This is a genomic window from Pseudomonas alliivorans (assembly GCF_017826695.1).
In the GTDB taxonomy this organism is placed as follows: Bacteria; Pseudomonadota; Gammaproteobacteria; order Pseudomonadales; family Pseudomonadaceae; genus Aquipseudomonas; species Aquipseudomonas alliivorans.
Map to the genome: position 1 here is coordinate 203709 of NZ_JAFFZW010000003.1, position 21370 is coordinate 225078.

A 21370-nucleotide genomic window follows, 5' to 3' on the forward strand; every position below is an offset into this window, starting at 1 on the left:
GCACAGCAATCAGAGCGCCCGACTCACTCACCATCAACGTCTCCTGCGCTTTGCCATAACGCTCCAGCCACAAGGTCTTGCGCTGATCGGGCGCGAGCTTGCGTGCCCGGAACTCGTCGAGAAACATCCCCATTAGAATGCCCAGATCGCGGGCGCAGAACCAGGTCTGGTCTTGCAGGCTAATGGCGTACAGGTGGGCTTTGTGGCGGGTGAAGAGGGTGGGGATGTGGGGCGGGTTGACGTGCTTATTGTACGGTCGCTACGACACGGGAAGGCCAAATAGCGAAGGAATGGCCAAGGTGTTGCGATGGCATGCGTATCAAGGGAGGATTGCAGCAGAGTGATTTGAGAGGGGTATGAATACCCGGAAACGAAAACCCCGACTCTAGGCCGGGGTGGGTGTTTCGTGGTCTTTGCAACGAGTCGTAAGCATCGCTCATTGGAGCTCGTTGCCAACCTGTGAACCGATGCTACGAGCAGTTGACAGACGTGTCAAGCCAGCTCTATACAGGCGCCTCGCAGATAAGGACGCCTGAGTATGCCGCACAACATTCGGTATAGACCGTTGCTGATTGATGAGCTGATCAGCTCACACAGAATTTCCAGCTACAGCAAAGTATTTGCTACACGCAACGACGCAGAGCTTGTTGGCGCGTATCTGTGGAACTCAAATGTTTGCGCAGCGCTTTACCCGTTGCTCAGCTCTGCAGAAGTCTCCCTCAGGAACTCTGTAGACGCTGCCTTGACGGCTGATCTCGGAAGGTTCTGGTGGAAAAAAGGGACGCTGCTTTACAAGAGCTTCGATCCTGAGGCCGTCAAAGCGCCATACCCTGTGGAGTTCCTGACCGGAAATTTTTTGTCAGCCTTCAAAGCTGCCCAAAAAGAGCGATCCAAGCGCACTGGGAGGCCGTTCAAAGGTACACCAGATCATCACGAGATCGTGTCCAAAACGGACTTTTCGACATGGGAGTTCATTCTTGAGAATGAGTACATGGGGGACAACCTGATCTGGCCAAAGAACCTAGGCACTGTGTTCAGAGGCGTCTGGCCAACAAACGCCGCTTCAAACATGCTTGCCCAGTGCAAGGATCGCGTCACGCTCGTCCGAAATTTCCGAAACCGGGTGTTCCATCATGAGCCTGCGTGGAAGCGCTTCGGAGTGATGAACGAGCAGCAGGCCGTAGACCATTTGCATGAAAAAATTGGCAAAATCACAGAGTTGATTTCATGGATTTCGCCTGAAAAGACAGATCTTCTTGAGAAAAGCGGCGTGATCCGAACGGCATACAGGGCGTGTTCAGTGAGCGAAATTGAACGATTCAAATATCAATCAAAAACGAGCACGGTCAACAGCATGGCCAAGCTCATCAAGGTTGCCGATGCTGTCAGCGCCAGCAACGGGGTGATCAAAATTGCGGTCTATGGAAAGCGAAAAGCGGTATACACGATGCAGTTAGCCTGAAACCAAGTCGAGCAACGGGAATCGGCTTTCGTTCCTGCTGCTGAGCAGTCACCCGCGATCAAGGAGTCCTGCCGAGAAAGTAGATAGTCATTACCTCCGAGCGGAGCCTATATTTTTAGCAGAAGAGGCTGTTGAGGCAAATATTGCGGCTCCATTAAAAGCAGCCATAGCCAAACAACGATGTTGGGTGATGTTTTTAAAGCATCCGGCGACACCGTTCGTTGAGCATCAAATTGAGATGATCGGAACTGCGTGTAAATGGCCTTTCGGGCTCAGCCCTGTACTCGAAGAGCTGGGTCGTGAAGTGTGTAAAAGCCTTCAGAGTTGACCCTGCTCCCCTGGTTTCGCCTGCGGACTTCAGCCCCCAGGCACCTTCACCCGAGCGTATTGATCCTGGCCGATCCAGCCCGTGAACGATCGCCCCTTGTCGTTGATGAACTCGACTTTCGCTGCCCCATTCTTGAATGCCAATACGCCCACCACATCATCCTTGACGATATAGGCGCCATGGGTGGAATGGGCTTCCGGCGTTTTCTGCAGCCAGGCCTTGTCGGCTGCAATGGTGACCAGGCCGATCCACTTCTTGCTCTCGGTCTTGCTCAGGTCGAGTCCTGTCGAGATGTCCGGCATGAGCACGTTCATACAGCCTGGATGTTGCTGGCCTTTTTCGATCGTCAGAACCACACCGCCAATCGAAGGTTCTACGGTTCCCGGATACACCTCATCCAGCCAGGTGGATACCGCGCTGGCCTTTCCGGCTTCAGTCTTGCCTTGCAGGTAAAAGGCGCAACTGAAGGTGGTGCCTACGCCGCGTTCTTCTGAATAGAACCCTTCGATCTGACCTTCTGGCGTCACAGCCAGCATCAGTTGTTCGTACTTGCCGGAGTGGAGTGTCAGGCCCTCGGCGAATGTGGGTGTGCCGATACAGGCAGAGATCGTGGCGGCTAGGACGTAGCGGGAAATGAAGCGTTTAAAAGGCATTTTTACTTCCGTGTGCTGTGATACGAATCATTGGGATAAGACCTGCTCGGGTTCGCACTCGTTGAGAGCCTCACGCGCCGTTCTACGGCCAGAAGGATCAATCAAAACAGCAATTCTGTCGTGACATTTTTCACCTCCGGGCGCGCGGGACGGCGCTGAGCATGAGGCCAGGATAATGTGATTAAAAAGAAAGTATTCCTACAGCATCTTCCGATACGTCGTATTGGATACCGAATGGTGGAATAATAAAGTGCTTTCTTAACGAATAACGTTAAGCTTTAATCATGATTGTGAGTTTCAAATGCGGTGATACACGTGGACTGTTTCTGCGTGGAAAAACCCGGCTTTGGCCTGCTTTAAAGGCGTTTGCAGAGCGAAAGCTCGCAATGCTGGACGCGGCGGTCCTGCTGTCGGATCTTCGATCCCCACCGGGTAACCGGCTTGAAATACTTGAAGGTGATCGTCGCGGTCAGCACAGCATACGTATCAATATCCAGTTTCGAATTTGCTTCGTTTGGGGAGAGAACGGCCCTGAGAACGTTGAAATTGTCGATTACCACTGAGGTGCAGCAATGACCAAAAATGGAATGCGCCCCGTCCATCCCGGCGAGGTTCTTAAAGAAGAGTACCTTGAGCCTATGGGGCTGACCGCCGCTGCCTTGGCTCGGGCGCTGAATGTATCAACACCGACAGTCAATGACATCGTGCTACAGCGCAGGGGCGTGAGCGCGGATGTGGCGCTGCGTCTTGGCGTATGCCTTGAGACGAGCCCCGAGTTCTGGCTGAACTTGCAGCTGACTTACGATTTGCGCAAGGCAGAAATCGAGAGGGGAGCGCAGATTCGCGATCAGGTCAGGCGTCTGGCCCACTGCGCCTGACAACCTGAACCAAGGCTAGCTGTTCACTCAGCCTTTTCGGCTGGCCCCATTTTCTCTTCAAGCTCGGCCATCCTGGCCTCCAGTGCTTCCAGGCGGGCGCGGGTGCGGGCGAGAACGGCCATCTGGCTGTCGAACTCTTCGCGGCTGACCAGATCCAGTTTGCTGAAGCCGCTTTGCAGCAGGGCCTTGAACTGGGTTTCGAATTCGCTGCGAGGCACGGGGGTTTCGCCGTTGAACAGGCGCGATGCGGGGCCGCTGAGGGCGTCGAGGAAAGCTTTGGGCGCGAGCATGATGGTTTTCCTGAATCAGATACACGGCAGTGTAGCACGCAGTGTCTATAGTCATTTCACAGGGGCGGGAGTGCGCGCTTATGGAGCAGTCAGGCGTGCACGTATGCACCACGTTTGTGCGTTCTTATTCGCTGTGCCGGGTCTGGACAGCATCAAGGCGGCCCAAGGACCTGTATTTGATGAATATTCGCGAGATGGCAAGCTTTCTGCTTAGTGGCTTGTGACCCATGCACTGATGCAGTCGCTGTGACGAATGCAGTGCGGCAGGCGGAGCGGGGAAGTGTTTCGTCAGAAGCGGTTTTCTGGCGTTGGTCTGGCCTGATCAGGCGACCGACGCGTTACAAAGCCAGACACTGCGCTTAGACTTGAGTCGGGTTTGTTTTCCTGGGGCAAGTCCACCAATTCGGGAGAAAGTTTTCATGAAGCTAGTCACTGCCATCATCAAGCCGTTCAAACTGGATGACGTCCGCGAGTCGTTGTCGGAAATCGGCGTGCAGGGCATCACCGTCACTGAAGTCAAAGGCTTCGGGCGTCAGAAGGGTCACACTGAGCTGTACCGCGGTGCTGAATACGTTGTCGACTTCCTTCCAAAAGTGAAGATCGATGTTGCCATCGATGACAAGGATCTGGATCGCGTCATCGAGGCCATAACCAAGGCCGCCAACACCGGCAAGATCGGTGACGGCAAGATTTTCGTGGTCAATCTGGAACAGGCCATCCGCATCCGTACCGGCGAAACCGATACCGACGCAATTTAAGCCGCCAAACCCCAACGCCCCAGGAGAAAACAATATGACTCTGCGTCAATTCGCAGGGCTAGGAGCCCTGTTGTCCCTTGCAGTACCTGGTCTGGCCCTGGCGGCTGACCCAGTGGCCGAGCCCGTGCTCAATTCCGGCGACACGGCCTGGATGTTGACGGCGACCGCTCTGGTCCTGTTCATGACCATCCCCGGCCTCGCCCTGTTCTACGGCGGCATGGTTCGTTCGAAAAACATCCTGTCCGTGATGATGCAGTGTTTTGCCATCACCGGCCTGATCAGCATCCTGTGGGTTGTTTACGGCTACAGCATCGCGTTTGACACCACCGGTATGGAAGCCGGCGTCGTCAACTTCAATTCCTTCTTCGGCGGCATGGGTAAAGCGTTCCTGGCGGGTATCACGCCATCGAGCATTACCGGCGCTGCGGCATTGTTCCCTGAGGCGGTGTTCGTCACCTTCCAGATGACCTTTGCAATCATCACACCTGCCCTGATCGTGGGTGCCTTCGCAGAACGCATGAAGTTCTCCGCGATGCTGATCTTCATGGGCATCTGGTTCACCCTGGTCTACGCGCCAATCGCTCACATGGTCTGGGGCGGCGTCGGTGGCCTGATGTGGGACTGGGGCGTTCTGGACTTCGCTGGCGGCACCGTTGTGCACATCAACGCCGGTGTAGCCGGTCTGGTCGCCTGTCTGGTACTGGGCAAGCGTAAAGGCTTCCCGACTACCCCGATGGCTCCGCACAATCTGGGTTACACCCTGATCGGCGCAGCAATGCTGTGGGTAGGCTGGTTCGGCTTCAACGCAGGTTCTGCTGCAGCTGCCAACGGCACTGCGGGCATGGCGATGCTGGTCACTCAGATCGCGACCGCCGCCGCTGCATTGGGCTGGATGTTCGCTGAGTGGCTGACCCACGGCAAGCCAAGCGCTCTGGGCATCGCCTCGGGTGTGGTTGCAGGTCTGGTGGCTATTACGCCAGCAGCCGGCACGGTCGGCCCGATGGGGGCACTGATCATCGGTCTGGCGGCAGGCGTGATCTGCTTCTTCTGTGCCACCAGCCTGAAACGCAAGCTGGGTTACGACGACTCCCTGGACGCATTTGGCGTACACGGTATCGGCGGTATCGTCGGCGCGATCCTGACCGGCGTCTTCGCAGCGCCTGCACTGGGCGGCTTCGGCACTGTGACCGACATCGGTGCTCAGGTCTGGATTCAGTTCAAAGGTGTCGCGTTCACTGTCGTTTACACGGCCATCGTGACCTTCATCATCCTCAAGGTGCTGGACGCGGTCATGGGTCTGCGTGTCACCGAAGAAGAAGAGTCTGTCGGTCTGGACCTTGCGCAACACAACGAGCGTGGCTACAACTTGTAAAAGCCGCTGCGCTGAAAAAAAGAATGCCCGGTTTGCCGGGCATTTTTTTGTCTGACGTTTGCGGATAAACCGCGAATTTCTGCTGTCACTGATGTGCCCGCGTCAATGATTTCGGCAGCATGACGCAGTGCTTGTAACGTTGTCACGACAGTCTTCGTTAACTTGCAGGGAAGCCGGTTTATTGCGCGCTTTGCTTTTTTCTCAGGCGAGTTAGAATGCGCGCCGAAGGTGCGGAGAACGGTATGTGGCATCAATCCGGAATTACCTTGCGGGCCAGGCCTCGCGGGTTCCATCTGGTCACTGACGAGATACTGGCAGGCTTGCCTCAGCTGCGGGATTGTCGAGTCGGTCTGCTGCACTTGTGGCTGCAACATACCTCGGCCTCGTTGACCGTCAACGAGAATGCCGATCCGGCGGTACGTCGTGACTTCGAACGTTTTTTCAACCGGCTGGTGCCCCAGGGCGTGGCCGGACATGAACATAACGATGAAGGGCCTGATGACTTGCCCGCGCACTTCAAGTCCAGTCTGCTGGGCTGCCAGTTGCTGTTGCCGGTTACGGCGGGGCGACTGGCGCTGGGCACCTGGCAAGGCGTTTACCTGGGCGAACATCGAGATGTAGGTGGTTCTCGTAACGTCCTGGCCACTCTTCAGGGTGAATGGATATAACCGCTGGGGTCAGTGGTTATTGAATTTTTTCCGGCAGCTTTAAACTCTTGGGGCTGCTGGGCTATAACTAATCTGCTTTCGCAAGTCATGAGGTACAACATGAGCGACGACGACAACGACAACGACGATCTGGTAGACGACCTGGAAGGCGAGGACGACGGCGAGGAACTTGCCGCTGCTCCCGAAGACGACGTTGCCGAGGTAGATGATGCCGAGCCTTCGGCACCGGCTGCCAAAGGCAAGGCCAAGGCTGCAGTTTCGGTCGACGAGCTGCCCAGCGTAGAAGCCAAGAACAAGGAACGTGATGCTCTTGCGCGTGCCATGGAGGAATTCCTGGCGCGTGGTGGCAAGGTGCAGGAAGTGGAGGCCAACGTGGTCGCCGATCCGCCCAAGAAGCCTGACAACAAATACGGCAGCCGCCCTATCTAAGGCAGCAGATGTCGTATGAGAAAAAGCCCGCCGTCGCTGCGGGCTTTTTCTTGGCTGCGTTTTGAGGAGCTTCTGATTTCAGGCCCAGCGGGCCAGCACTTCGGGCAATTGCGACAGATTGTGAATTTCCGCGTCCGGCAGCTGATCGGCATCCCAGGCCTTGCCTTGCGGGTTGTACCAGATGGCCCGCATGCCTGCGCGCTGAGCGCCGGCGATGTCGTCACTGGGGTGATCGCCGACATGCACGGCGGCACTGGCGTCCACATTGCCGCGCCTTAGAGCCTCCAGGAACGGGGCCGGATCCGGTTTGCCGATGCCCAGGTCTTCTGCGCACAGCGCGAAGGAAAAGTAGTCCGCCAGCCCCAGTCGGCGCACATCGGCATTGCCGTTGGTGATCACGCCGAGCGTGAAGGTTTTGGCGAGGATTTCCAGGGTCGGCTGCACCTCCGGGAATATCTGTACCTGATGACGTCCTTTCAGGAAAACCTCGAAGCTCTGGTCGGCCAGGTCCTGTGCTTCGTCCTCTTCATAACCGGCGTCTTCCAGCGCGTGAAAAAGCACCCGGCGACGCAGGGCGCTGATCCTGTGCTTGAATGACGGATCGGCCTCGACCAGTCGCGAGCGGATTTCCCACAGATGCTCCACCGGCACAGACCCAAGCCTGGGCGCGTGTTCGGCCAGCCAGTCGCGCAACGAAGCTTCGGCGCCAGCGATGGCGGGCGCGCAGTCCCAGAGTGTGTCGTCGAGGTCGAACGTCACCAGCTTAATCATCTACAGATCCTTTGCGTTTGGCGCGGGGGTGAGCGCTGTCATAAACAGTAGCCAAGTGCTGGAAGTCCAGGTGGGTATATATCTGCGTGGTCTTGATGTCGGCATGGCCCAGCAGTTCCTGCACGGCGCGCAGGTCCTGCGAGGATTCAAGCAAATGGCTGGCGAAGGAGTGACGCAGCATGTGCGGGTGCAGGTTCTGCCCCAGCTCGCGCTCGCCGAAGGCCTTCACCCGATTTTGCACGGCACGAGGTCCCAGGCGTGTGCCTCGGTGGCTGATGAACACGGCGTCGTCCTGTGGATTGGCCAGCGCGCGCAGCGGCAGCCAGGCTTCCAGCGCCTGACGGGCCTTGCTGCCCACAGGCAGCACGCGGGTCTTGCTGCCCTTGCCGAGTACTTGCACCAGACCGTCGCGAAGGTCGAGCTGATCCAGGTTCAGCCCCGTCAGTTCCGACAGGCGCAGGCCCGAGGAATACAGCAACTCCAGAATGGCCTGATCGCGGCGTGCCAGAAAGTCATCTTCGACCGCGCCGTCCAGCAGTTGCGAGGTTCGGTCGGTGTCCAGCGTCTTGGGCAGGCGACGCTCCCCCTTGGGTGGCGACAGGCCGTTTGCCGGGTCGTGCTGGCATACGCCTTCGCGGTTCAGGTACTTATAGAAACCACGCACTGCGGAAAGCATGCGTGCCAGGCTGCGCGAAGACTGACCCCGCTGGTGCTGGCGGGCCGTGAAGCTGCGCAGGTGCTGAATGTCCAGCGAGGTCCAGCTGGACAGTTGGTTTTTTTTGCAGAACGCCAACACCTTGTCCAGATCGCGTCGATAGGCTTCCAGCGTGTGGGGTGACACCTGCCGCTCACTGCGCAGGTGCATGCAGTAGGCGTCCAGATGCTGTTCCATGGCTAGCGGACCGAACGCAGCGAGTGGGCGAAGCGTGGCAGCAGGCGGCTCAAGACGTCGGCAATATAGCTGAGGAACAGGGTGCCGACCGAGCTTTTGTAATGCTGCGGGTCGCGGCTGCCGATGGCCAGCACGCCATGCAGGCCCAGATGATTCAGGCTGGCGATAGCGGTCGAGCCGACTTCCTTGCCCTGCTCTGCACCGAACAGAAACGCCAGCTCGTGCTCACGCAGAGCACCGCATACGACCTTTTCGCCGATCAGTCCGCCGATGGTCTTCTGCGCTTCGGCACTGCTGACCCAGCGACCAACCGGCATGGGAGTGTCACTGAATAGGATCAGGCTGACATAGGGCACCTGAAAGTCCTGACGCAGGCTGTCTTCCACGGCGATGACGATTTCATCCAGGCTGGTGGCATCCATCAGCGCCAGATTCAGGCGACGGGTTTTCTCGAACAGCCGGTCGTTGTCCCGCGCCACATCCATCAGTTGCGAAAGGCGATGGCGCATCTCGATGTTGCGCTCGCGCAGCAGCTTGAGTTGTCGCTCGACCAGCGACACCGTGTCACCACGCTGGTGCGGAATGCGCATCGACACCAACAGTTCGTCGTGCTCGGCGAAGAAATCCGGATGCTGCAGCAGAAAGGCGATGACCGCCTCTGCTTCAAGGTTTGGCGCTGCGCTATCGGCAGGCGATTCGCTGGGGGTGCCGGTTGAAGCCGGAGGCTGATCGGTCATCACGTATGCTCACTCAAAGACGAACCTGGCCTTCGTAAACCCTGACGGCCGGGCCAGTCATCATCACAGGATGCCCCGGGCCTGCCCATTCAATGGACAGCCGCCCGCCGGGCAAGTCGATCAGCAATGGCGACATCATCCAGCCCTGGGTGATGGCGGCCACTGCCGCTGCGCAAGCGCCGGTACCGCACGCCTGTGTTTCCCCGGCACCGCGTTCCCAGACGCGCAATTGCGCGCGCTGGCGATCCACAATGTGCAGGAACCCGACATTGACCCGTGCCGGAAAGCGCGGGTGATGCTCGATTTTCGGGCCCAGCGCGTGAACCGGGGCGTTGTTGATGTCATCCACCCGCAGTACCGCATGCGGATTGCCCATCGAAACGGCGGCCAGTTCAACGCTCTGTCCATCCACATCGAGGGTGTAGCTCGTGGCCTGCGCTGGAGCCTGAAACGGAATCTCGTCCGGGATCAGGCGTGGCGGACCCATGTTGACGCTGATCTGGCCGTCGCTGCGGATATCCAGTTCGATAATGCCGCTTTTCGTCTCGACGCGGATCTGCTTCTTGGCAGTCAGACGCTTGTCGAGCACGAAACGGGCGAAGCAGCGCGCGCCGTTACCGCATTGTTCGACTTCCGAACCGTCGGAATTGAAGATGCGGTAGCGAAAGTCCACGTCCGGGTTGTTCGGCGCCTCGACCAGCAACAGCTGATCGAAGCCGACACCGGTGTGCCTGTCGCCCCACTGTTTGGCGTGCTTGGGCAGAATATGCGCGTGCTGACTCACCAGGTCCAGGACCATGAAGTCGTTACCCAGCCCGTGCATTTTGGTAAAACGCAGCAGCATGGGGTTACTCCGGCAGCAGGCTTTCGCCAGCGAACAGCTCGGCCACGGTTTCGCGACGACGCACTTCAAAGGCCTGCGTATCGTCCACCAGTACCTCGGCAGCACGACCGCGCGTGTTGTAGTTCGAACTCATGACGAAACCATACGCGCCAGCCGAATGCACAGCCAGCAGATCAGCTTCGGCCAGCGTCAGTTCGCGGCCCTTGGCCAGGAAGTCACCGGTCTCGCAGATCGGTCCGACGATGTCATACGGGCGTGCAACGCCTTCGCGTGGGCGCACGGCCGTGACGTCCATCCAGGCTTGATACAGCGCCGGACGGATCAGGTCGTTCATGGCCGCATCGACGATGGCGAAATCCTTGTGCTCGGTATGCTTGAGGTATTCGACACGGGTCAGCAGCACGCCCGCGTTGGCGACAATGAAGCGCCCCGGCTCGAACATCAGGCCCAGATCACGCCCGGCCAGACGCTCGCGCACAGCTTTGATGTAATCCGCCACCAACGGTGGCTCTTCATCGCGATAGCGAACGCCCACACCGCCACCCAGATCGATGTGGTGCAGATGAATGCCGCAGTCGCCCAGGCGATCGACCAGATCCAGCAGGCGATCCAGTGCGTCGATGAAAGGCTCGAGCGTGGTCAGCTGCGAGCCGATGTGGCAATCGACGCCGATCACTTCAAGGTTCGGCAACTGCGAGGCGCGTACGTAAACGTCTTCAGCGTCTGCAATGGCGATACCGAATTTGTTTTCTTTAAGGCCGGTGGAAATGTACGGGTGGGTGCCTGCATCGACATCCGGGTTCACACGCAGCGAAATCGGCGCACGGACATTGAGTTCGGCCGCAACGCTCTGCAGACGCTCGAGCTCATCGGTGGACTCGACGTTGAAACAGTGCACGCCGACTTCCAGGGCGCGACGCATGTCTTCACGGGTCTTGCCGACGCCGGAAAACACGATTTTCTCGGCCTTGCCGCCTGCCGCCAGAACACGCTCCAGTTCGCCACGCGAGACGATGTCGAAGCCTGCGCCGAGGCGGGCCAGAACATTGAGCACGCCCAGGTTGGAGTTGGCCTTGACCGCGAAGCAGACCAGATGCGGCATGCCGTCCAGAGCGTCGGTGTAGGCGCGGTACTGCGCTTCGATGTGAGCGCGTGAGTAGACATAGGTCGGTGTGCCAAAGCGCTCGGCAATGGCAGACAAAGCTACACCTTCCGCGAACAGCTCACCGTCGCGGTAGTTGAAGGCGTCCATGGGATTCCCTTAAAGATGCTTGTGCGACGAGTGCGATTTGGCTTGTTCATCGGGAGACTTGGTGTCATCCGGCAGGTACAGCGGGCCTTTCTGGCCACAGGCTGTAACAAGACAAGCGACCGCGACGAGCGCAGCAAGCGAAGAGATCAGGCGCTTCATGGCGAAATCCTTTGTAAAAGCATTAATTGCGCCCGAGTATACCCACCACCCGGCGGCTTGCCTATGTGATGCTCCTCCCGTCCGGCGGGGTTTTGACGCGATTGTGCGGGCAATGGCCGGTTACGCCGGATTATTGCGTCAGCCCGGTGTCAATGAAGGGTATGCTTTGCATTTGGCGGGTGGCGTCCGTATCGTGCCTTCACTGCGCTTTCAGTAGACATTTTCCGAGGTTCCCGCAATGAGTTTGACCGAAGCCCGCTTCCACGATCTGGTCGATGCCACCCAGCAAAATCTGGAAGATGTGTTCGATGAGAGTGGCCTGGACGTGGACCTTGAAAACTCGGCCGGCGTGTTGACCGTCAAGTTCGAAAACGGCTCCCAACTGATCTTCAGTCGCCAGGAACCGCTTCGTCAGCTTTGGCTGGCGGCCCGCTCCGGCGGTTTTCACTTCGATTACGACGAAGTCGAAAGCCGATGGGTCTGCGACACGAGCGATGAGCTGCTGAGCGAGATGCTTGCCCGTATGACGCTTGAACAGGCCGGTACCGAGCTGGACTTCGACGAGATCTGATTGTGAGCCAGAATCCTCAGCCTGCCACCGTCAGGCCGCCCAAGCCGTTGTTCAGCAATGTCAGCCCGGCCGTGCCATCGCCGTGCATCAGCACGTGTCGGCTGGATGAGCAAAAGGTCTGTCTGGGATGTTTTCGCCATGTCGAAGACATCCGCGAGTGGCGCTCGGCCGATGATGACCGCCGCCGCCAGATCCGTCATCAGGCCGATCAGCGCCGGGCGCATGCCGAGTCGGGCAAGATTGCGGGCTGACGCCTCGTCGGGTTGTGTATTTATTAGGCTGTGTTAGTGTCAGAACCTGCTTCTCTTGAAGAGAGGCCCACCAAAACCCCGCCCAGCCCGGCGGGGTTTTGCTTTTATAACGCGTGGAAAAAGGAGTCTGCCCAGATCATGAACACTGCCCCTTCACTCATCCTCACCCGGCTCGACATACAGCGTCTCGAAAGCCTGATCGACAGTCAGGACGACTCCACGCCAGGTGTCCAGGCGCTACAGGCCGAGCTGGATCGTGCCGAGCAGGTGGTCGGTCACGATGAAGTTCCAGACGGCGTGGTGACCATGAATTCCCGCGTGCACTGCCGCGAAGAGAGCAGCGGCAAGGACTATCACCTCACGCTGGTCTATCCGAAGGATGCGGGTGTCGATGGGACGGTTTCGGTATTGGCCCCGATGGGCTCGGCGTTGCTCGGCCTGCAGGTCGGCCAGCACATCGACTGGCCGGCGCCGGGCGGCAAGACCCTGAAACTGAACCTGCTTGCGGTCGAGTATCAGCCGGAAGCGGCGGGCGAATACCAGTAAGCTTCGGTGAAGAACGATCAATGTAACTGATCGTGCCGATGCTCCGCGTTGGCATGCAGCCCGGGACGCTCTGCGTCCCATGGGGTCGGTTTACGCTGAAGGTGACGACCGATCGGGTTCAATAACCTTCGCCTCAAGCCTCATCCATCGCCTCATTGAGCAGTTTTTCCAGTCCGGCCTTGTGGCGCAGGAACAGGATGCTCTGACCGTGCCCGTCATCAAGCAGGCCTGACAGGTCCAGGTCAGTGATGTAGCAGCGGTAGCGCTTGGGCTCCAGGCGCTTGCCCAGAATCTGCCTCGCGACGGCTTCGTAAAGCTGATCACCGTATTCCAGCTCGGAAAACTCGCGGTTGTCGCAGTACAGCGTGACGTTGATCTGCCCCGGTGAGGTCTCTTCGATGATCGCCTGCACGTCGTAAAACGGCTTGTCCGCCGCAGTGGGGGCCGGACGCGGTTCGATGCGGCGGGCACGGGAGTTGCCCGACGGCATGACCTGGTAATAGAGCGTTTCGAGCATCACCGGCTCGCTGGGATCGTCCAGTGGCAACGACGCGCCCCGGCGGTAGACCAGCGAGTGAAAAAAGCGCTGCAGCGGCATCAGCAGGCTTTGGTCATCGTGATAGGGCAGGCGCTGATGCCAGAGTGAGTTGTGTTCGTCCAGCACGTACAGATCCGCTTCTGTCTCGTTGACGCGATAAAACACCTGAATGCATTCCGGCTGCCCGAACGGCAGAATCAGCGCCAGGTCGTGCTCGTCCAGCGCGTGCGGGTCCAGATGCAATGGACTGTAACGCGGCAGCTCTTCACCCAGGTACTTGAACAAACCTGGCAGGCTGTTGACCACCACATGGCCAACCCGGCCCGGCACCATTTCCAGTACGTGATATTGCTGCTGCACCTGAATCAGGTAGCGGTGGTTGAGCTGCCGGGCGAGCAGCAGGCGTGCAGTACTGACCAGTTCTTCAACACGCTGCGCGATGGCTGGCGCTCGGTTGTGGCAGAAGCAGCGCACATGAATTTTCGGCTGACTCGTGCCTTGCGGCAGGCTGCCCAGCAATTCGCTCAGACAGTCGAGCAATGCGTGAGGACCGTCGTAGCGGCTGACCAGCGTTTCATTCCAGGTATTGAGCGTGATCTGATCCAGGGTCAGCACGAGATTTTCCCGCACGCCCGCGTAACTGAGCGAGTCGGTGCGCTCGGTCGTCATGAGGATATTCAGGTCGCGGTGATGCCTGAGCGGATCGACACCCACATTGACCAGCAGCAGTATTTCCCTGGGCTCGCTGGGCTGCAGCAGGGCTTCATCGCTGACGTCGGGCAGCGGCAGCTCGATGGTCTGTTGCAGGGCGCCAAGCAGGTTGAACAGCTCGAATTCGCTCAGGTCACTGGTGCCGGGATGCAGCGCCAGGCGGGTGGAGGTGTCGATCACGTTGTTGCGGTGACACCACGCCAACAGCTCGAGCAGCTCGCGGCTGCGTTTGATCGGCGAGAAGCTGGTGACTTCATGAATGCCGAGATTGCCGTTATACAGCGCCCATTGGTGTTTGCCGGGTTCGCGTTTATCGGGCGAGTGCACCAGTGTCAGTGTGTCCTCGGCCAGGTCCGGCGCGATTCCCGGATTGATGAACTCGACCTTGCCCGCCTTGCGTTCGAAGGCGGCGTACAGGCGACGGCCCAGAATCGTCAGGTCGCGTGCATCCAGAGCCTCGACCGTGCTCTGCAGTCGGGCAAACTGGGTCTGGAAGCGGTAGCTGTAATTCAGCTCGTTGACCAGCGCACGCCGTTCATGTGCTACCTGACGCACCTTCCACTGGCTGCGGCTGTCGAGCAGCGCCAGTTGCCGATCATCCCAACCCCATTCGCGGGTCAGGCGTTCCATCAATTGCCGCTGCCAGCTGTTGCTGCGCTGGCGGGTTGGACCTGTGAGCTTCTTGTTGACCTTCAGATATAAACTGCGCCGAACCAGCTCCAGGCGTTCGGTTTCCTTGCGCGCCAGCAAATGCTCTTCGATGCGGCGATACACGACCATGTAAGGGTCGAGTTCGTCCAGGTCCAGTTGATTGGCAAACACGGCCTGCTTGAAGCGCAGGCTCAGGCATTGAACGTCAGGGTGTTCGCTGGAATACACCTCGATCAACAGCAGTTTGAGCACTGACTTGTAAGGTGATTCGATGCCCTTGAACAGCTGCCAGAGGCCTGCGCCGACGAACTCCGCAGGCGGAATCTGCGCCATCGGGCCAAGGTCGATGACCTCGTCTGCACGGATGAAACGCTTGGACAGCAAGGTGTGGGTGTAGTCCTCATAACCTTGCTCTTCATAGACAGGCACCAGCCACCACATCGGTGTGCGCCCGGCGAGCCAGATGGCAGTGCGATAGAACTCGTCGAGCAGCAGGTAGTGCTGGGTCGTGCCGCAATCGTCTGAACTGAGCTGCGTGTCGCGATCCCCGACTCTGAAGCGCTGTGGGTCGATCAGAAAGAAGTGAGCTTCAGCGCCCATGGTCGCGGCCCAGGCTTCAAGTGCCTGACATTTTTTGCGCAGTTCGGCGATGGCGTCTTCATCAAGTGCGCTGTCATGACAGACCCACACGTCCATGTCGCTCTGTTCGGCCTGCGCCAGCGTGCCGAGACTGCCCATCAGAAACAGGCCGTGAATGGGCTGCGGCGGATTGCCGTGACGGACTTTGTAGGAGAACGAGCGTGTAAGTCGCTGCGCTTCGGCCAGCGCCAGTGCATCGGGCTCGTAATGCGATACACCGGCAGGCGTGCTGCTGGAGACGTACCCCGGCAACAACGGATGGTTCACATGAAAGAACAGCGGCAGCAGAGTCAGGACGGTCTGCTGGCGGGTCGACATTCCTTCCATGGCACGGGCATACCGCCCGTCATTGAGAGTCAGGAAGCGGTTACGCAGCTGGCTGAGGACCTTGCGGTCTATCCCCTCATCCAGGTCGGGGCGGATTTCAAGATTACGCGTCATCGCAACTCAAGGCATCTGGCCTGTGACAGGCGTGGATTTACTGAGCAAGATGGCGAAGAAGGTTTGCAGCCGAAAGAATGCAGGTTCGGTCGGGTTGTTATTCTGGCGCCAATTTTCTATATCGACCTTTACCGCAATAAATAAAGGGCCTGTCGCGCAGTTTTTGCGCGCAAGCCCTCAGGGCACTCAGGCCGCTTCTCGTCGGGATACGTTCAGAATGGTCAGCAACGATTGGGCGTGCTCGGCAGCTTCCAGGCCCAGGCTCGTGAGATAGCCGCCATCGACCTGGGTCGTCAGTCCTTTTTCAAAGAGTCTTTTTGCAGCTGCAATGGCTGTCGGGGCCGCCACGTGGTGGACTTTGAGGCCTTCCTGGGTATTGCCCAGGTTGAACAGTGCAAGGATTTCCAGTTCGGCAACCAGCTCAGGGGTATACGACATAGGTGCTCCAGACTTTTTGTAGTAGTACGACCTCGCAGGCTGCGGGTGTGTTCTGGAATCGACGTGTCCGTGCTGCGCTCGTCGGTTCTGGATGACCGCTAAAGCATGCGTGGCGTGAGAGCCCCGGAGAATTTAACGGCAGCGGGGCTTTTGCAGTGTAGTCCAGCGTCTGGAAACTTTGCAGCATATATCTGACGGGTTTGATCCGGCTGGCCGGTTATTTCTCTGGCGGCAATTCAGGCAGCGCGCGCAGGGCGGCTTCGTACCATTCGGTATCGAATGGACGGTCCTGTTCCAACAGGGCGTCGATTTCGATGGCCAGTACATGGGCCATCATCTCGAGAATGTCATCACGCTCATAACCGACCAGCGTCAGCTTGTTGAACGTGGCTTTGGCCGCCGGCGGATTGTCGGCCTCGATCTGGTTTTCGATGGCTTCGATCAAGGTCGAAGCAGCGAATTCTTCTTCATCATTGTCGATGGCGTCGGTCATGGTCATTCCTCAGGTAAGGCACGCAGTCTAACCGGATTCTTTCGACGAGGCATTCGTGAGACCGAGGGAAGCTGCGCGTAGGAAGGGTCTTTGAATTTTCAATATTTGATACAAATCATTGATTCATATAGCTAAATCTATAGGGTTTCGGTCATCTGCAATGGAGAGTCAGGTCAAGGAGGCCAACGATGCTGAAACTTTACGGATTTGCCTCAAGCAATTATTTCAATATGGTCAAGCTGGCGTTGCTGGAGAAGCAGTTGCCATTTCAGGAGGTGCCGCTGTTCGGCTGCCAGAGCCCTGAAGTGCTCGCCGTCAGCGCACGCGGCAAGGTGCCCGTGCTGGGAACGCCCGGAGGCTTCATCAGCGAAACGGATGTCATCCTGCGTTACATCGAAGAGACCTGCCCGGACAGGCCGTTGCTACCTGCCGACCCCTTCTCGCGGGCTCAGGTCTTGACCATCGCCAAGGAGATCGAGCTCTACATCGAGTTGCCTGCGCGGGTCTGCTATGCCGAGGTGATATTCGGCGGCAGACCGACACCGCCTGATCTGAAGGCCAAGGCGCGTCGTGATCTGATCAAGGGGATTGCCGCACTGGCCCAGCGTGCCCGCTTCGCGCCTTATGTAGCAGGTGAGCAGTTCAGCGTGGCGGATGTGTATTTTCTGTACAGCATCGACCTGGCTCAGCAGGTGGGCGAGCGATTGTTCGATCTGGACTTTCTGGGCGACATGCCCAAAGCCCAGGCCTTGCTGGAGCGGCTGGCATTGAATCCGAATGTGCAGCGAGTCGCCGCAGACAAAGAGGCCGACTGGCCGACGTTCATGGCGCGGGTGAGACCGACGGGGCTTCAGGCAGGGTAGGCGGTGCCTGCTTCCAGGGCTTATCGCTCCCAGGCTGCGCGCGAGCGTTATCCACACAGGTCTCGCAATAGATATCGAACCGTGGGGGGGCGGCTTGCCGGCGATGGCGTCAGTCTATTCACTGACAGGGCGCTGCAAAAATCGCATCGCCGGCAAGCCGCTTCCCACAGAGTGTGCATGTATCCAGTGAGACTTTGTTGGCGTAGAGCCTGTGCACGATCAACGAGTCGCCAGCAGCTCCTGCCCGCGAACCACCGCAGCGCGAACCTGCCCTGGAGCAGTGCCGCCGATGTGGTCGCGTGCATTCACCGAGCCTTCCAATGTCAGCACGGCAAACACATCCTGCTCGATCTGATCGCTGAACTGGCGCAGTTCCTCCAGGCTCATTTCAGCCAGGTCCTGACCGGTCTCGACGCCATACTTCACAGCGTGGCCAACAATCTCGTGGCAGTCACGGAACGGCAGGCCACGACGCACCAGGTAGTCGGCCAGGTCGGTTGCGGTCGAGAAGCCACGCAGGGCCGCTTCGCGCATGATGGCGTGCTTTGGCTTGATGGCGGGGATCATGTCGGCAAACGCACGCAGCGAGTCACGCAAGGTGTCGGCTGCGTCGAACAGCGGCTCCTTGTCTTCCTGATTGTCCTTGTTGTAGGCCAGCGGCTGGCCTTTCATCAGGGTCAGCAGACCCATCAGGGCGCCAAATACACGCCCGCTCTTGCCGCGTACCAGTTCTGGAACATCCGGGTTCTTCTTCTGCGGCATGATCGAGCTGCCAGTGCAGAAACGATCCGGCAAGTCGATGAACTGGAATTGCGCGCTGGTCCATAGCACCAGTTCTTCGGAGAAGCGCGACAGGTGCATCATCGCCACGGAGGCTGCAGCACAGAATTCGATGGCGAAGTCACGATCCGAAACGCCGTCCAGCGAGTTGCCGCCAACAGCGTCGAAACCCAGCAGCTTGCAGGTCAGCTCACGGTCGATCGGGTATGTGGTGCCTGCCAGCGCAGCGCTGCCCAGCGGCATGCGATTCAGGCGCTTGCGGCAGTCGACGAGGCGTTCGTAGTCACGGCTGAGCATTTCGAACCAGGCCAGCATATGGTGACCGAACGTGACCGGCTGCGCGGTCTGCAAATGGGTGAAGCCCGGCATGATGGTGTCGGCTTCACGCTCGGCCTGACCCAGCAGGCCCTGCTGCAGGCGGGTGATCTCGCTCAGGATCAGGTCGATTTCGTCACGCAGCCACAGGCGAATGTCCGTGGCCACCTGATCGTTGCGGCTTCGACCGGTGTGCAACTTCTTGCCAGTGATGCCAATGCGGTCGGTCAGGCGCGCTTCGATGTTCATGTGCACGTCTTCCAGATCGACGCGCCATTCGAAAGTACCTGCCTCGATCTCGGTCTGAATGGTCTTCAGGCCATCGATGATCGTGTCGCGCTCGGCGTCAGTCAGAACGCCCACCTTGGCCAGCATCGTGGCGTGGGCGATAGAGCCCATGATGTCGTGGCGATACAGGCGTTGATCGAAGGTGACGGAGGCAGTGAAGCGCGCGACGAACGCGTCGACGGGTTCACTGAAGCGGCCGCCCCAGGACTGATTGGTCTTGTCGGTGCTCATGGATTCGCTCGTTGCTCTACGGAAAGTGGCGTGCCCGATACGTGGCACAAAGGCGGTTGCGATGATAACAGGGTTGACACTTTTTTATTTCCGGATGGCTTGCCGCTGGCCCTGCCAGAGCCGAGACTGAGCCGATGCGAGATCATCCTGTAAAGCGTGACGCCGGGCGTGCTCCCGGCAAAGAATTCTTCCTCCCCGAACTGTGCCTGCCGCAGGCGTTGCTCGTGCTCGTGGTGCTGGCCGAGTTGCTGGTGCTGGTTCTGGTGCTGGTCGAGCCGATGCGCGCGGGGTTCGATTGTGTACGGCTGGCACTGATGTCGCTATTCGTGCAGTGGATCGTGCTGCTGTCCGCCGCATTGCTGTGCAGCCTGCGACCCTGGCTGGCACGTCTCTCGCCGGGGCTGGCGGGTCTGCTCGGTTGTCTGCTGGTGGTCGGCCTGACGCTGCTGTGCACGGCGGTCACTGACGTATGCCAGCTGACCGGCAGGATCACGGTGGGCGGCATGGTGGATCGGTACATTCGCTATTCGATGATTGCGCTGATCATGTCGGCCCTGATGCTGCGCTACTTTTACCTGCAGAGTCAGTGGCGCAAGCAACAGCAGGGCGAGCTTCAGGCCAGGATCGAATCGTTACAGGCGCGTATCCGGCCGCATTTCCTGTTCAACACGCTCAACAGCATCGCGAGCCTGGTGGCCAGCAATCCGGCCAAGGCCGAGCAGGCGGTACTGGATCTTTCCGACCTTTTTCGCGCCAGCCTGGCCAAGCCCGGCAGCCTGGTGACATGGAGCGAGGAACTGGCTTTGGCGAAACGATATTTATCGATTGAGCAATATCGTCTCGGCGAGCGTCTACAGTTGGACTGGAGGGTAAGTGCAATTCCTGATGACTTGCCGATTCCCCAGCTAACCTTGCAGCCATTACTTGAAAACGCTTTGATCTATGGCATTGCCCCGCGAGTCGAAGGGGGTGTAGTAACAGTCGAAGCAGACTATAGAGGGGGAGAGTTTATATTGCGTGTCATCAATCCCTATGAAGAAGTTGCCAATCGGCAGACTTCCAACGGTACTCAACAGGCCCTGACGAATATCGGTGCTCGTATTACGGCACTTTTTGGGCCGTACGCCAGTCTGAGCGTGGAGCGCCGTGACGGTCGTCACTACACCTGTCTACGCTATCCTTGTGCGAGACTCACGCAGGAAGCCAGAGCTATATGAATGTCCTGATCGTTGATGACGAACCCCTGGCCCGCGAGCGACTGAGCCGATTGGTCAGCGAACTCGAGGGTTACCGGGTACTAGAACCCAGCGCCACAAATGGTGATGAAGCATTGGCGCTGATTGATAATCTCAAGCCCGATGTCGTGCTGCTGGACATCCGTATGCCGGGTATGGACGGCTTGCAGGTCGCGGCCAGGTTGTGCGAGCGCGAAGCCCCGCCTGCGGTGGTCTTCTGTACTGCGCATGACGAATTTGCGCTGGATGCCTTTCAGGTCAGCGCTGTCGGCTACCTGGTCAAGCCCGTACGTCCCGAGCATCTGATAGAGGCATTGAGGAAGGCCGAACGGCCAAATCGTGTTCAATTGGCCGCCATGACCCGGCCTGCAGCCGAAAGTGGCAATGGCCCGCGGACACACATCAGCGCGCGTACCCGTAAAGGTATCGAATTGATCCCGCTGGACCAGGTGATCTATTTCATCGCCGACCACAAGTACGTGACCCTGCGTCACGAGGGTGGCGAAGTTCTTCTGGATGAGCCACTCAAGGCGCTGGAAGACGAATTCGGTGATCGATTCGTGCGTATCCATCGCAATGCCCTGGTGGCACGTGAGCGGATCGAACGCTTGCAGCGCACGCCGCTGGGGCACTTTCAGCTGTTCCTGAGAGGGCTGGGTGGTGATGCCCTGATTGTCAGCCGTCGTCATGTGGCTGGCGTGCGCAAGATGATGCAAACGTTGTAGAAACACCGTTGCACGGGTTTGCTCGCGAAAACCGAGCCATGGTCCTGGGATTGGATTCCAGACCCTGGGTTTTCCGGTTCTACGCGAACAATCCACCTTCCGTTTTCATTGAGCCCAGTCTGTGGTCCTGATACCTGCAGGCGGGTCGGTGTCGGTTTTCG

25 protein-coding genes are annotated in these 21370 nt (G+C 58.6%); 13 read left to right on the forward strand and 12 right to left on the reverse strand.

All coding sequences use genetic code 11. From position 1 onward, the window contains the following. The first annotated feature begins 538 nt into the window (after positions 1–538). A complete protein-coding gene (locus tag JTJ32_RS10040) occupies positions 539–1462 on the forward strand; it encodes a CAAX protease (protein ID WP_210041924.1) in 924 nt (307 codons plus the stop codon). A 357-nt stretch (positions 1463–1819) separates the two neighbouring features. Here JTJ32_RS10040 and JTJ32_RS10045 read toward each other — a convergent pair whose 3' ends face one another. Then, positions 1820–2443: a hypothetical protein gene (locus JTJ32_RS10045; RefSeq protein ID WP_210041925.1), complete on the reverse strand. Its 624-nt coding sequence runs from the start codon at positions 2441–2443 to the stop codon at positions 1820–1822. 284 nt (positions 2444–2727) lie between these two features. On the opposite strand from JTJ32_RS10045, the gene JTJ32_RS10050 reads away from it, so the two are divergent. Together JTJ32_RS10050 and JTJ32_RS10055 are read left to right on the forward strand one after the other, a co-directional pair. After that, a complete protein-coding gene (locus JTJ32_RS10050; RefSeq protein WP_210041926.1) occupies positions 2728–3006 on the forward strand; it encodes a type II toxin-antitoxin system RelE/ParE family toxin in 279 nt (92 codons plus the stop codon). Positions 3007–3015: 9 nt separating this feature from the next. Next, positions 3016–3321, forward strand: a complete 306-nt coding sequence (locus JTJ32_RS10055) for a HigA family addiction module antitoxin (protein ID WP_210041927.1) — start codon at positions 3016–3018, stop codon at positions 3319–3321. Positions 3322–3344: 23 nt separating this feature from the next. Here JTJ32_RS10055 and JTJ32_RS10060 read toward each other — a convergent pair whose 3' ends face one another. Next, the gene (locus JTJ32_RS10060) at positions 3345–3611 is read right to left on the reverse strand and encodes an accessory factor UbiK family protein (RefSeq protein ID WP_210041928.1); all 267 of its coding nucleotides are present in this window, start codon (positions 3609–3611) and stop codon (positions 3345–3347) included. Between the two features lie 419 nt (positions 3612–4030). Between JTJ32_RS10060 and glnK the strand changes: the two genes are divergently transcribed. From glnK to sutA, 4 genes are all read left to right on the forward strand, one after another. Further along, complete coding sequence (glnK, locus tag JTJ32_RS10065; protein WP_002555808.1) at positions 4031–4369, forward strand: P-II family nitrogen regulator; 339 nt, start codon at positions 4031–4033, stop codon at positions 4367–4369. A 34-nt stretch (positions 4370–4403) separates the two neighbouring features. Beyond that, positions 4404–5741: an ammonium transporter gene (locus JTJ32_RS10070; protein ID WP_004887406.1), complete on the forward strand. Its 1338-nt coding sequence runs from the start codon at positions 4404–4406 to the stop codon at positions 5739–5741. 242 nt (positions 5742–5983) lie between these two features. Continuing rightward, complete coding sequence (locus JTJ32_RS10075; protein ID WP_210042203.1) at positions 5984–6409, forward strand: secondary thiamine-phosphate synthase enzyme YjbQ; 426 nt, start codon at positions 5984–5986, stop codon at positions 6407–6409. Positions 6410–6508: 99 nt separating this feature from the next. Further along, positions 6509–6838 (forward strand): dormancy-specific transcriptional regulator SutA, encoded by a 330-nt coding sequence (gene sutA, locus JTJ32_RS10080; RefSeq protein ID WP_004887402.1) that lies wholly within the window; start codon positions 6509–6511, stop codon positions 6836–6838. A 78-nt stretch (positions 6839–6916) separates the two neighbouring features. Here sutA and JTJ32_RS10085 read toward each other — a convergent pair whose 3' ends face one another. Genes JTJ32_RS10085 through lptM form a run of 6 tightly spaced genes read right to left on the reverse strand, consistent with a single transcriptional unit; the run spans position 6917 to position 11493 of the window. Then, positions 6917–7609 carry an HAD family hydrolase gene (locus JTJ32_RS10085; protein WP_210041929.1) on the reverse strand — a complete coding sequence of 231 codons (693 nt, stop codon included), beginning with the start codon at positions 7607–7609 and terminating at the stop codon, positions 6917–6919. Then, positions 7602–8501 (reverse strand): tyrosine recombinase XerC, encoded by a 900-nt coding sequence (gene xerC / locus JTJ32_RS10090; protein WP_210041930.1) that lies wholly within the window; start codon positions 8499–8501, stop codon positions 7602–7604. Before xerC ends, JTJ32_RS10085 begins: the two co-directional genes overlap by 8 nt. Positions 8502–8503: 2 nt before the next feature. Next, positions 8504–9238: a DUF484 family protein gene (locus tag JTJ32_RS10095; RefSeq protein ID WP_099228885.1), complete on the reverse strand. Its 735-nt coding sequence runs from the start codon at positions 9236–9238 to the stop codon at positions 8504–8506. A 13-nt stretch (positions 9239–9251) separates the two neighbouring features. Continuing rightward, positions 9252–10082, reverse strand: coding sequence for a diaminopimelate epimerase (gene dapF / locus JTJ32_RS10100; protein WP_184322384.1), 831 nt, complete (start codon positions 10080–10082; stop codon positions 9252–9254). Positions 10083–10086: 4 nt separating this feature from the next. Next, positions 10087–11334, reverse strand: a complete 1248-nt coding sequence (lysA, locus tag JTJ32_RS10105; RefSeq protein ID WP_210041932.1) for a diaminopimelate decarboxylase — start codon at positions 11332–11334, stop codon at positions 10087–10089. A gap of 9 nt (positions 11335–11343) precedes the next feature. After that, positions 11344–11493 carry an LPS translocon maturation chaperone LptM gene (lptM, locus tag JTJ32_RS10110; RefSeq protein WP_004887391.1) on the reverse strand — a complete coding sequence of 50 codons (150 nt, stop codon included), beginning with the start codon at positions 11491–11493 and terminating at the stop codon, positions 11344–11346. A gap of 238 nt (positions 11494–11731) precedes the next feature. On the opposite strand from lptM, the gene cyaY reads away from it, so the two are divergent. The 3 genes from cyaY (at position 11732) to rnk (ending at position 12861) form a co-directional block, all read left to right on the forward strand. Continuing rightward, a complete protein-coding gene (gene cyaY / locus JTJ32_RS10115) occupies positions 11732–12064 on the forward strand; it encodes an iron donor protein CyaY (RefSeq protein ID WP_004887389.1) in 333 nt (110 codons plus the stop codon). Beyond that, positions 12064–12315, forward strand: coding sequence for a DUF1289 domain-containing protein (locus JTJ32_RS10120; RefSeq protein ID WP_371321808.1), 252 nt, complete (start codon positions 12064–12066; stop codon positions 12313–12315). Before cyaY ends, JTJ32_RS10120 begins: the two co-directional genes overlap by 1 nt. A gap of 138 nt (positions 12316–12453) precedes the next feature. Beyond that, on the forward strand, positions 12454–12861 hold the full coding sequence (gene rnk, locus JTJ32_RS10125) for a nucleoside diphosphate kinase regulator (protein WP_210041933.1): 408 nt from the start codon (positions 12454–12456) through the stop codon (positions 12859–12861). Between the two features lie 133 nt (positions 12862–12994). Here the strand turns inward: rnk and JTJ32_RS10130 are convergent, their stop codons facing one another. The 3 genes from JTJ32_RS10130 to JTJ32_RS10140 form a co-directional block, all read right to left on the reverse strand. Then, positions 12995–15841 carry a class I adenylate cyclase gene (locus JTJ32_RS10130; protein WP_210041934.1) on the reverse strand — a complete coding sequence of 949 codons (2847 nt, stop codon included), beginning with the start codon at positions 15839–15841 and terminating at the stop codon, positions 12995–12997. A gap of 186 nt (positions 15842–16027) precedes the next feature. Further along, positions 16028–16279, reverse strand: a complete 252-nt coding sequence (locus tag JTJ32_RS10135) for a TIGR02647 family protein (protein ID WP_210041935.1) — start codon at positions 16277–16279, stop codon at positions 16028–16030. Positions 16280–16496: 217 nt separating this feature from the next. Continuing rightward, the gene (locus tag JTJ32_RS10140; RefSeq protein ID WP_099228923.1) at positions 16497–16772 is read right to left on the reverse strand and encodes a hypothetical protein; all 276 of its coding nucleotides are present in this window, start codon (positions 16770–16772) and stop codon (positions 16497–16499) included. Positions 16773–16960: 188 nt separating this feature from the next. Here JTJ32_RS10140 and JTJ32_RS10145 point away from each other — a divergent pair, with 188 nt between their 5' ends. After that, a complete protein-coding gene (locus JTJ32_RS10145; RefSeq protein ID WP_099228879.1) occupies positions 16961–17635 on the forward strand; it encodes a glutathione S-transferase family protein in 675 nt (224 codons plus the stop codon). Positions 17636–17854: 219 nt separating this feature from the next. Here JTJ32_RS10145 and argH read toward each other — a convergent pair whose 3' ends face one another. Next, the gene (gene argH, locus JTJ32_RS10150; RefSeq protein WP_210041936.1) at positions 17855–19249 is read right to left on the reverse strand and encodes an argininosuccinate lyase; all 1395 of its coding nucleotides are present in this window, start codon (positions 19247–19249) and stop codon (positions 17855–17857) included. Between the two features lie 134 nt (positions 19250–19383). Between argH and JTJ32_RS10155 the strand changes: the two genes are divergently transcribed. Further along, on the forward strand, positions 19384–20466 hold the full coding sequence (locus tag JTJ32_RS10155; protein WP_210041937.1) for a sensor histidine kinase: 1083 nt from the start codon (positions 19384–19386) through the stop codon (positions 20464–20466). Further along, positions 20463–21209: a LytR/AlgR family response regulator transcription factor gene (locus JTJ32_RS10160; RefSeq protein ID WP_099228876.1), complete on the forward strand. Its 747-nt coding sequence runs from the start codon at positions 20463–20465 to the stop codon at positions 21207–21209. The genes JTJ32_RS10155 and JTJ32_RS10160 overlap by 4 nt, the downstream gene beginning before the upstream one ends. The last annotated feature ends 161 nt before the right edge of the window (positions 21210–21370 follow it).

Coding starts and splice junctions, on each gene's coding strand:
- JTJ32_RS10040 (WP_210041924.1), top strand. CDS start 539: ATGCCGCACAACATTCGGTATAGACCGTTGCTGATTGATGAGCTGATC.
- JTJ32_RS10045 (WP_210041925.1), bottom strand. CDS start 2,443: ATGCCTTTTAAACGCTTCATTTCCCGCTACGTCCTAGCCGCCACGATC.
- JTJ32_RS10050 (WP_210041926.1), top strand. CDS start 2,728: ATGATTGTGAGTTTCAAATGCGGTGATACACGTGGACTGTTTCTGCGT.
- JTJ32_RS10055 (WP_210041927.1), top strand. CDS start 3,016: ATGACCAAAAATGGAATGCGCCCCGTCCATCCCGGCGAGGTTCTTAAA.
- JTJ32_RS10060 (WP_210041928.1), bottom strand. CDS start 3,611: ATGCTCGCGCCCAAAGCTTTCCTCGACGCCCTCAGCGGCCCCGCATCG.
- glnK (WP_002555808.1), top strand. CDS start 4,031: ATGAAGCTAGTCACTGCCATCATCAAGCCGTTCAAACTGGATGACGTC.
- JTJ32_RS10070 (WP_004887406.1), top strand. CDS start 4,404: ATGACTCTGCGTCAATTCGCAGGGCTAGGAGCCCTGTTGTCCCTTGCA.
- JTJ32_RS10075 (WP_210042203.1), top strand. CDS start 5,984: ATGTGGCATCAATCCGGAATTACCTTGCGGGCCAGGCCTCGCGGGTTC.
- sutA (WP_004887402.1), top strand. CDS start 6,509: ATGAGCGACGACGACAACGACAACGACGATCTGGTAGACGACCTGGAA.
- JTJ32_RS10085 (WP_210041929.1), bottom strand. CDS start 7,609: ATGATTAAGCTGGTGACGTTCGACCTCGACGACACACTCTGGGACTGC.
- xerC (WP_210041930.1), bottom strand. CDS start 8,501: ATGGAACAGCATCTGGACGCCTACTGCATGCACCTGCGCAGTGAGCGG.
- JTJ32_RS10095 (WP_099228885.1), bottom strand. CDS start 9,238: ATGACCGATCAGCCTCCGGCTTCAACCGGCACCCCCAGCGAATCGCCT.
- dapF (WP_184322384.1), bottom strand. CDS start 10,082: ATGCTGCTGCGTTTTACCAAAATGCACGGGCTGGGTAACGACTTCATG.
- lysA (WP_210041932.1), bottom strand. CDS start 11,334: ATGGACGCCTTCAACTACCGCGACGGTGAGCTGTTCGCGGAAGGTGTA.
- lptM (WP_004887391.1), bottom strand. CDS start 11,493: ATGAAGCGCCTGATCTCTTCGCTTGCTGCGCTCGTCGCGGTCGCTTGT.
- cyaY (WP_004887389.1), top strand. CDS start 11,732: ATGAGTTTGACCGAAGCCCGCTTCCACGATCTGGTCGATGCCACCCAG.
- rnk (WP_210041933.1), top strand. CDS start 12,454: ATGAACACTGCCCCTTCACTCATCCTCACCCGGCTCGACATACAGCGT.
- JTJ32_RS10130 (WP_210041934.1), bottom strand. CDS start 15,841: ATGACGCGTAATCTTGAAATCCGCCCCGACCTGGATGAGGGGATAGAC.
- JTJ32_RS10135 (WP_210041935.1), bottom strand. CDS start 16,279: ATGTCGTATACCCCTGAGCTGGTTGCCGAACTGGAAATCCTTGCACTG.
- JTJ32_RS10140 (WP_099228923.1), bottom strand. CDS start 16,772: ATGACCGACGCCATCGACAATGATGAAGAAGAATTCGCTGCTTCGACC.
- JTJ32_RS10145 (WP_099228879.1), top strand. CDS start 16,961: ATGCTGAAACTTTACGGATTTGCCTCAAGCAATTATTTCAATATGGTC.
- argH (WP_210041936.1), bottom strand. CDS start 19,249: ATGAGCACCGACAAGACCAATCAGTCCTGGGGCGGCCGCTTCAGTGAA.
- JTJ32_RS10155 (WP_210041937.1), top strand. CDS start 19,384: ATGCGAGATCATCCTGTAAAGCGTGACGCCGGGCGTGCTCCCGGCAAA.
- JTJ32_RS10160 (WP_099228876.1), top strand. CDS start 20,463: ATGAATGTCCTGATCGTTGATGACGAACCCCTGGCCCGCGAGCGACTG.